Source organism: Natronomonas sp. (assembly GCF_046710025.1).
In the GTDB taxonomy this organism is placed as follows: Archaea; Halobacteriota; Halobacteria; order Halobacteriales; family Haloarculaceae; genus Natronomonas.
Window position 1 is genome coordinate 1 of sequence record NZ_JBKEGK010000115.1, and the last position, 8,134, is coordinate 8,134.

Consider the following 8,134-nt stretch of genomic DNA (forward strand, 5'->3'; position numbering starts at 1 on the left):
GCCGTGGGGTTCGAGGAGGTAACGTAGGGATAGATGCCGTGGTCGATGTCGATCGAGGTGCCCTGTGCGCCCTCGAACATGATTTCGTCGCCCGATTCGAGCCGAGACTGGAGGAACTCTCCGCAGTTGACGGTCATGTCCTCGCGTTCGAGTCGCTCGCCGAAGGCTCGATACGTCTCGAAGAGGGCGTCGACATCGAAGGCTTCCGAGTCGACGTCTTCGCCGATCTCGAGTTCATAAACGTCGCTTACGAGCGCGCGCTTGCGCGGAACGACGTATTCGAGCCGCGATCGAAGCGTCTCGGCGTCGAGTAGGTCACCGATCCGGACGCCGCGCCGGCCGGCCTTGTCCTCATACGTTGGTCCGATGCCCCTGCCTGTGGTTCCGGCAGCGAGGTCATCGTCGGATTTGACGTCCTCTTCGATCCCGTCGAGGACGCGGTGATACGGTAGAATCGCGTGTGCGCGTTCGGCGACGCGGACATCGGGGGAGAGCCTCCGCTCGGCCAGGGCATCGAGTTCCTCGAAAAGCGTGTTCGGGTTGACGACGCAGCCGTTTCCGAGCACGCCGATCTTGCCGCGGACAGCGCCGGAGGGAACGAGCGAGAGCTTGTACTCGTCGCCCTCGTAGACGACGGTGTGGCCGGCGTTGTCGCCGCCCTGATAGCGCACGACGACGTCGGCGGCATCGCCGTAGACATCGACGATGCCTCCCTTTCCCTCGTCGCCGAGTTGTGAACCCACGATGGTTACGGTCATCGCAACGACGTTTTTGCCAGTAGGGTAAACAGATTACGGTATGTGGAGGAGACGAGCGTAGCGAGTCTCTCCAGTTGCCGAGCGGGGAAGGACGACACGCGAGGCCACCGGATTAATCCCAGCGGGAAGCCCGCTCGACGATCTGCATTATAAATCATTGGTTATACGACACAATGTCGATCCGCCCGAGCCGGTGAAAAAATCTGGTATCGAGCCGGTGAATCCACGACGGAGACTTTCACATACGTGTTGTTGTCACAAGCGATTTATACGCCCACATACAATTCCGATGCGTGTTTCGGTTGGGTGGGGCTCACCTCCGACGCTCGGACAGCAACATTTAAACCACGCAAACACAAGTTAACAAATGCCATGATAGATAGACTTGAGAAAGAGGTAGACATGCTCGAACGCCATCTCCGGGTTCTGCGGATGGTCATCGAGAGCGAACCGATCGGGATCGTCAAGATGTCGAACGAGACAGGGTACCCCCATCATAAGGTCCGGTACTCGCTTCGGGTGCTCGAGGAGGAGAACCTCATCGAGCCGTCGAGCCAGGGTGCAATTACCACTGAGGATACCGGCGACTTCGTCGACGACCTCGACTCGAAGATTGACAGTATTATCGACAAACTCGAAGGAATGAAGATCGACGATATTCCGGAGATCGAAGGCTAACTCGGTCCTGTTCTTTTTGTCTTCACACGAGACTAGCAACAGCGCTCGCCGTTCAGCGATCGCGTGCTCAACCGATACCAAAGAGGACCTGAGTGCGTGGCAGTGCACCGTTCAGTCAACAAAAAGTGGGACCGCCCGAATTTGAATCGGGGTTACAGCGTCCCAAACGCTGAAGGATACCAAGCTACCCCACGGTCCCGCAGTAAACTGTATTTCTCCCCGGGGTGAAAACGTTTCGCTCTCGGCCCCAAGGGATTTAGCGCCGCTCGGCGAACCGTCGGTATGGTCACAACGCTCGAGGTCGGGCTTCTACTCGGCGTATTGGCGCTTCTATTCGGCGCGTACAGGATCATCAAGACGGTCACGCCGTTCATCGTGAACGCGGTCGTGGGGGTGATCGTGTTGGTAGTCGCGAGTTTCCTCGGGATCGGTGTCGAGATAACGCCCATTGCGGTGCTCATCTGTGCCGTCGGGGGAATCCCGGGGGCGCTGTTAGTGATCCTCCTAGCGTATCTGGGGGTCGCCTTCGCCGGGATGGCCGCTCCGGTGGGCGTGTTGGCTCTATTGTAGGCTGCCGTCGGGCCGACTGACGGCGGGAAAGAACTGCTCGAACCCAAGGTTTATTTTTTGATACGGGGGTCCTATCCCGTGTGTCCGTTTCCGTTTTCCACCGGCCGTTATTGAAGCGAGCGATCCTGCCGATTACGGTGTTTTTGCTTGTTTGTGTGATCGGCATCGCGGGGTTTGTTTACTTCGAGGGGGTCTCTCTCGTGGTGGCGGCGTTTTGGCTTCTCGATCCGACGAGCATGGAGCTATACGGCGTCGGGGACGACGTGCGGGCGTTCTCGCTTCTGGTGGTCATCAGCCTGATCCTCTCGACGCTTTGGATCGGCGAAAGCGTTCTCGGGGCGGTCTTCGGCGGGCAGGTTCAAGAGGAACTCAAACGAATGCAAACAAAACGACACATCGACGAGATGGCCGATCACATGATCGTCTGTGGCTACGGGAGTTTCGGCCGGACAATAGCGAACACACTCTCGAACGCCGGCCGAAACGTCGTGGTCATAGAGCAGGACGAACATCGCATCGAAGCGGTCAGAGAAGACGACATCCCGGCGATCAGGGGCGACGCGCGGATGGAGGGGCCGCTTGAGGAGGCCGGCGTCGAACAAGCCGAAGCCCTCGTTGGCGCTATCGACGACTCAAATGCAAACATCGAAATCGCTATTCTATCGAGCCAACTCGCCCCGGATGTGCGGGTGATCGTCCGGGTTGGCAACCAGCGGTACTCGAAGCTCGCCCGGCGGGCTGGTGCCGACAACGTGATTATCCCTGAGATCAGGAGCGGACAGGACGTCTCACAGTCGATCCTTTGAACGCAACGCCGGGGCGTCTCAGCGTTCGCCGCGCAACTCGATCCCGGCAACGAGCTCGTCGGGGCTCTCGTCGGACCGAATCGAATCGAGAATAAAGAAGGCTTCCGAGGGTTCGAGAAAGTGCTCGGTGACGGCCCGTCCGAGCGGCGTCGGATCGAAACCGTCGATAAAATCGTACTCGATGAGTTTGCCGAGGGCGTGTTTCGTCGGTATCTCGCCGACCATCCGGTCGTTGAGCCGTTTTGCGCCCTTCCCGGCGACGGTGATGTTCGCGAGTGTCTCCTCGACCGCTGCGGCCTCGTCGTAGCGAGTGATCACCGGTTCCATCTCGCCTTTGAGCAGTTTGAACGCGATTTCGTCCTCGGAGCCGTCCATCGAACTGTGATACGAGCAGTCGGGTTCGACGAGGAGATACACCGTCCCCTGATCGTGGTAGTCGGGGCGGCCAGCGCGGCCGAGCATCTGTTCGAACTCCTGGACTGAAAGCCACTCGATGCCCATCGCCAGCGAGTCGAAGATGACCTGCGAGGCGGGGAAGTCGACCCCGGCGGCGAGGGCGGCGGTGGTGACGACGGCGGCGATGTCTTGATCGCCGAACCCCCGTTCGACGCGCTTGCGTTCGCCGTAGTCGAGGCCAGCGTGATACGGTGCTGAATCGTACTCAAGCCGCCTGGAGACCTCGTGACATCGCCGCCGGGAGTTGGTGAAGACGATCGTCTGGCCGCGGTAGCCCTTCGAGGACTTCGAGTCGAAGGCCCGCTTGACGAGTTTGTCCTCGATGTCGATCTTCTCGGGACCGTCGGCGAACGTGACGTGGCGTTCGATCGGAACGGGGCGTTCCTCGAACTCGATCAGTTGAGCATCAAGATTGACAGCAAGATCCGAAGCGTTACCAACCGTCGCGGAGAGATACACCCACTGGGTGCCACAGGAGTTCGTCTCACAGTAGTGTTTGAGCCGCGAGACGAGGCCGTCGAGGCGGTGGCCGCGGTCTTCCTCGCCGAGATTGTGGACCTCGTCAATTACGACGGTTCCGATGTCGCCGAGGTCCTTGTCGGTCCGGAGGGCGTGGTCAATCCCCTCGTAGGTGCCGACGATCACGTCGGCGCCCGGATCGAAGCGGTTGCCGTTGTCCCGGATCCGGGAGGCGCCGACACGGATCGAGACATCGAGGATGTCGCCGTACATCTCTTTGAAGTCCTCGTGTTTCTGGTTCGCGAGCGCGACCAGCGGGACGAGAAACAGGAGCTTCCCCTCCCCTTTCAGCGCGCGGTCGATCCCGGCGAGTTCACCGACCAGCGTCTTGCCGGTCGCGGTCGCGCTGACGACGAGTTGGTCACGGCCCTCTAGCAGACCGTTTCGGACGGCAAGACTCTGGACGGGGAGCAGTTCGTCGAACTTCTGGAGTCGCGATTTCAACTCGCCGTGGATGTCGAGTTCCTCGGTGGGGACGAGATCGATCTCGTCGGTCGTTGCGCTAATCTCGTCGAACTTCGTCAGGTCGGGATCGAGTTGGCCCGACAGGAGGTTCGCGACCCGTTCGAGATCGCCGACCTCAAGCAGCAACTCCTCAAGCCGGTCGCGGGCACCCGAGCGCAACCCCCGGTAGTTGGCTTCACGTTCGAGTTCGCGCTTCGCGCAGTCGGGGCAGATATGCTCGTTGTCAGCCTTAATCGCGGTCTCGGCGGTCAACGGCGAGTACCGCCCCTTCCCGGCGCAGTACCGGCACGTTCGGACCTGCTTGGCATCGAGTTGATACCCCGTGAGCATTGCTTCGATTTCCTCGCGACCCGCCCGGGAGGTCTGCTCCGAGATCCGGATACGAGAGGCTCGCCGCGCCATTTCGACAAACTGTTCGGGGCGTCGCGGCACTTCGTCGTCGCCGTCCACAACTCGAAACCGGCCCGGCCGCGGCCCGGCGTCTGTCTGTTTTAAATCGAGCCGGCCACGGAGCAGCCGCTCGCCGTCACGCCGGACGACGACACTGTAGCTGTCCCCCGATTCGTGCAAGAACAGCGTTCCCACCTCGGCGACCTGTTTCGACACAGTCGTGCGTAGTCCATCGGAGTATTTCAGCGATTCGGCTCCGGAGTTGGGCGAGGACCGGCCCCAACCGGTGTAGCTCGCGTGGCGATACCAGACCGACGTACCGAGGTGCCGACGCGTCAGACCGACGTTCCGGCGTTGTACTCCCACGAATCAGTGTACGCGTCGACGAGGCGCCCGAGCATACCACCATCGGCGACGAGACGGGCAGCGACCGAGGGGGCCCGTAGGAACTGTCTGATCACCCGCTGGGGGCGGCGGGTGATGTCGTCGATCGTCAGCCCGTCTAGCGCTTCGGCGACAGCCGCGAGCAGTTCCGGATCCTCGTGTTCGACCCATGCGCCGCGCATCAGGTGTGCGAGCCGGTACTCGGCTTTCATTGACTCATATAAGCGATCGGTATACGACTCGGGCCGTCCCGCCGAGAGCACGTCCGCAAGAAGATACGACGAACGGATGCCCTGGCAGATCCCCTCGCCCTGATACCGATTCGCGATCCCGGCCGCGTCGCCGACTAGAAAAACGCCGTCCGCCGGGAGGTACGCGTCCCGTGGATCGAGGCTCGGACCCCGCGGGATCGTGTAGATGTTCACGTCCCCGCGGTCGGGAACCGGGAACCCGTTCCGTTCGGCCGCCGCCTCGAACGCCGCGATGTAATCGTCGGGTCGGCGATCGCCCGCCCACCCGATCCCGACGTTCGCGCGTTGCTCCGACTTCGGGAACGACCACGCGTAGCCGACGTACCCCTCGAAGAAGATACGGGGGCGGTCGACGTACTCACCGAAGTCGCCCTCGACAGTAGCGTTCAACGCGACCATGTCGCCGGTGTACGATGAAACCGTGTCCCGGATCTTATGCGTCAGCGCCGGCTGTCCGGTCGCGTCGACGACGTAATCGTACTCGTTGACGATGGTGCGGTACGCCTCAGCCGTGATTGACCGCCCGGTCTCGAAGGCGACGCCGCGCTTCGAGAGAGCCTCGGCCCAGCGCCGCTCAACCGTGTCGCGCTCGCAGATGTACCCCGATTCACAGCGGAGCCGGGAGACGCCGAGTGGGGGGTGACGCGGGGGCCGGTCAGTCTCCGCGTAGACGCGGAGCTGAAACCCTTCGATGTCGTTCACGAACCCGTTCTCGGAGGTCTTCTCCAGCGGGACGAGAGTCGCGTCGTTGATCGCCTCCCCACAGTCAACCCGCTTGTCGTCGTATTGCTGGCGCTCGAATACTCGGACTTCGTCGATGCAATCGAGTCCGACCAGTGCGTCCGCCGCCGCCAGCCCCGAGACGGACCCGCCCAGAACGGCGACATCTTTCGCGGTTGGTGGCATGATCATATATAAGTCGGTCGCAGGAGTATATAAAATATACTGGGCATCGATGCGGTGCCGAGGGCGGAGTATAAACAGCACCACGGGCGATCGAATAGGGTAAAAAAGTAGCACCCGAACGAGGCTATCATGAGCGGCGATGAATCCGGCGACAGTCGCGAGGGGCTCGACGGGCTGCCGTTGGAGGCGGCTGTCAGCGCCGTGGTCAAGCATCCGACGGATTCCGATACCGTACGGGAGACACTCAACATCGTCGCCGACGACGGTGTCGTCCAGCGAGCAGCCGTCGACGACGCTATAGCGCGCGCCTCGAACGCGGCGGCGACAGCCGAGCAGCGCACGGAACTGGCAGCCACGAAACTGGCTGATGTCCGCACCATGGCCGCCCCTGTCTCGGATCTGGACGTCGTGGCGGCGCGGCTCGAAAGCTTCGATGCGCGACTTGATCACATTGAGAACCGGACGGCCACCCTTGGCGACCGCCTGCAACGGATCGTCGAGCACAGAGACGACGCGAACCTCTACGCGCTCGGCCTAGAAATCCAGGAGGTCATGACCACAGCCGAAGAACTCCAGCGTGCTGCGGACGAGTTCCAATTCGATCTCGATGATCTCGGAACGTGGCTCGATGACCCCGGCCGCCGGGCCGAGGAACTCGGTGCCGACGTCGACGCCCTCGCGGAGTCGCTTGCGGATCTCGACGAGATTCTCGACACGATCGCGGCCGGCGACACGACGCCCGACGCCGACCTGGCAGCCACGTGGGCGGAAGCGTCGATCCGACACCGTGTCACCGGGTTGTTGCTGGCAGATCTGCGGGCAGAACTGACGACGCTTCGGGAGTGGGCCGGCCGCGAGGGCGCCGAGCAACCACCGGATATCGAACCACTACTCGACGATCTGGCGTCGCGTCGCGATGCCGCGGGGGAGCGACTCGCGGCACTCGCCGAACCCGCCTGGCGGGAGCGATTCAGCGACCGCTTGCGGGGCCTTGAGCGGACCGTCAAAGCGATGGAACCGCCAGTTGCGTGGGGCGAAATCGAGGCCGTGATGGAGCGATACCGACCCGATGCCGAGTGACTGATATCCCGGGCCGCCAGACAGTGCCGGCGCCCGTGAACAGGTATTTAGCACCGAGCGCCCATCTCCGGACCACAGCACATGGCACAATTGGTTGCCCGCGTGCGATCAGCCCTCCACCCCACGAGCCGATCGTACTCCGCTGCCGTCGCATCGCTGCCCGGCGCGCTCACCACGCCGCTGATTAGCAGACGCTCTCCGCGGCCTCCGGAGGTCTGTCGATGATCTCTCGGCGCGGACTCGTCCGCGGTATTTCATCACTTACTGTCGGGGGAGTGCTCGGAGCGCTCCCCGGCACGGCGGCGGCTACGCCTCCGGACCCCACGTCGTTTCACGCGACGGGACGGACTGCCGACGCGGGAACGACGCTGACCGCACGGCTGGACCCCGCACTTCTGGGGACGGTAGGACTGCCGGCCAGCGTCGGGGCGATCCGATCCGATCTGCGCGATCGATACCCGTCCATCGACCCGGCGGCGTTTGGGCCGGTTTTGACGAGCACCGGTATCGACGGCGACCGGGTCGTGAGCGGGTGTGCGGTCGCCGAGGGGCCGGTCAACGACGAGTTCAGGCAGGCACTGTCGCCGGCCAGTTCCGAGGCGTTCGACGATGCTGGATTCGGAACCGGATTCGAGCACGGCAGCGTCCCGGAGCCGGGGTACGCGGTCGGCGTGACCGACTCGACGCTGGCGGTCGGCTACGGGCCAAGCGACGCGGCGGCGATCGACCACGCCGCCTCGGGTGCTCGACACGCCACTGGGAACGCCGGGGCGGACCGGGTAGCGCCGGCCGAACTCTCGGGCGACGCCGTCGCCTACGTCACGCTCGGGGACGAGGCTCGCTCGCGGCTCCAGTCACGGGCGGACGGGTC

The 8,134-nt window shown here is 62.8% G+C and carries 7 protein-coding genes, 1 tRNA gene and 1 pseudogene; 5 read left to right on the forward strand and 4 right to left on the reverse strand.

Annotated elements, in window-relative coordinates; all coding sequences use genetic code 11:
• Positions 1-758 (reverse strand): adenylosuccinate synthetase (locus tag ACI944_RS08860; protein ID WP_411718692.1); only part of this gene is annotated, 758 nt, incomplete at its 3' end.
• 372 nt (positions 759-1,130) lie between these two features.
• Between ACI944_RS08860 and ACI944_RS08865 the strand changes: the two genes are divergently transcribed.
• Complete coding sequence (locus ACI944_RS08865) at positions 1,131-1,436, forward strand: hypothetical protein (protein ID WP_411718693.1); 306 nt, start codon at positions 1,131-1,133, stop codon at positions 1,434-1,436.
• Between the two features lie 126 nt (positions 1,437-1,562).
• On the opposite strand, the gene ACI944_RS08870 is transcribed toward ACI944_RS08865, so the two are convergent.
• Positions 1,563-1,635: transfer RNA gene (locus ACI944_RS08870), tRNA-Pro, on the reverse strand.
• Between the two features lie 83 nt (positions 1,636-1,718).
• Here ACI944_RS08870 and ACI944_RS08875 point away from each other — a divergent pair.
• Both ACI944_RS08875 and ACI944_RS08880 read left to right on the forward strand, forming a co-directional pair.
• A complete protein-coding gene (locus tag ACI944_RS08875; protein ID WP_411718694.1) occupies positions 1,719-2,006 on the forward strand; it encodes a pro-sigmaK processing inhibitor BofA family protein in 288 nt (95 codons plus the stop codon).
• Positions 2,007-2,086: 80 nt separating this feature from the next.
• Positions 2,087-2,812, forward strand: coding sequence for a potassium channel family protein (locus ACI944_RS08880; RefSeq protein WP_411718695.1), 726 nt, complete (start codon positions 2,087-2,089; stop codon positions 2,810-2,812).
• 18 nt (positions 2,813-2,830) lie between these two features.
• Here ACI944_RS08880 and ACI944_RS08885 read toward each other — a convergent pair whose 3' ends face one another.
• Together ACI944_RS08885 and ACI944_RS08890 are read right to left on the reverse strand one after the other, a co-directional pair.
• Positions 2,831-4,858: a DEAD/DEAH box helicase gene (locus ACI944_RS08885; RefSeq protein WP_411718696.1), complete on the reverse strand. Its 2,028-nt coding sequence runs from the start codon at positions 4,856-4,858 to the stop codon at positions 2,831-2,833.
• A gap of 119 nt (positions 4,859-4,977) precedes the next feature.
• Positions 4,978-6,189 carry an NAD(P)/FAD-dependent oxidoreductase gene (locus ACI944_RS08890; RefSeq protein ID WP_411718697.1) on the reverse strand — a complete coding sequence of 404 codons (1,212 nt, stop codon included), beginning with the start codon at positions 6,187-6,189 and terminating at the stop codon, positions 4,978-4,980.
• Positions 6,190-6,312: 123 nt separating this feature from the next.
• On the opposite strand from ACI944_RS08890, the gene ACI944_RS08895 reads away from it, so the two are divergent.
• A complete protein-coding gene (locus ACI944_RS08895; protein WP_411718698.1) occupies positions 6,313-7,263 on the forward strand; it encodes a halo transducer protein in 951 nt (316 codons plus the stop codon).
• Between the two features lie 221 nt (positions 7,264-7,484).
• Positions 7,485-8,134: pseudogene (locus ACI944_RS08900) on the forward strand (hypothetical protein); the annotation flags it as partial.

Excerpts from the sequence above, each read along its gene's own strand:
- ACI944_RS08865 (WP_411718693.1), top strand. The coding sequence starts at position 1,131 with ATGATAGATAGACTTGAGAAAGAGGTAGACATGCTCGAACGCCATCTC.
- ACI944_RS08875 (WP_411718694.1), top strand. The coding sequence starts at position 1,719 with ATGGTCACAACGCTCGAGGTCGGGCTTCTACTCGGCGTATTGGCGCTT.
- ACI944_RS08890 (WP_411718697.1), bottom strand. The coding sequence starts at position 6,189 with ATGATCATGCCACCAACCGCGAAAGATGTCGCCGTTCTGGGCGGGTCC.
- ACI944_RS08895 (WP_411718698.1), top strand. The coding sequence starts at position 6,313 with ATGAGCGGCGATGAATCCGGCGACAGTCGCGAGGGGCTCGACGGGCTG.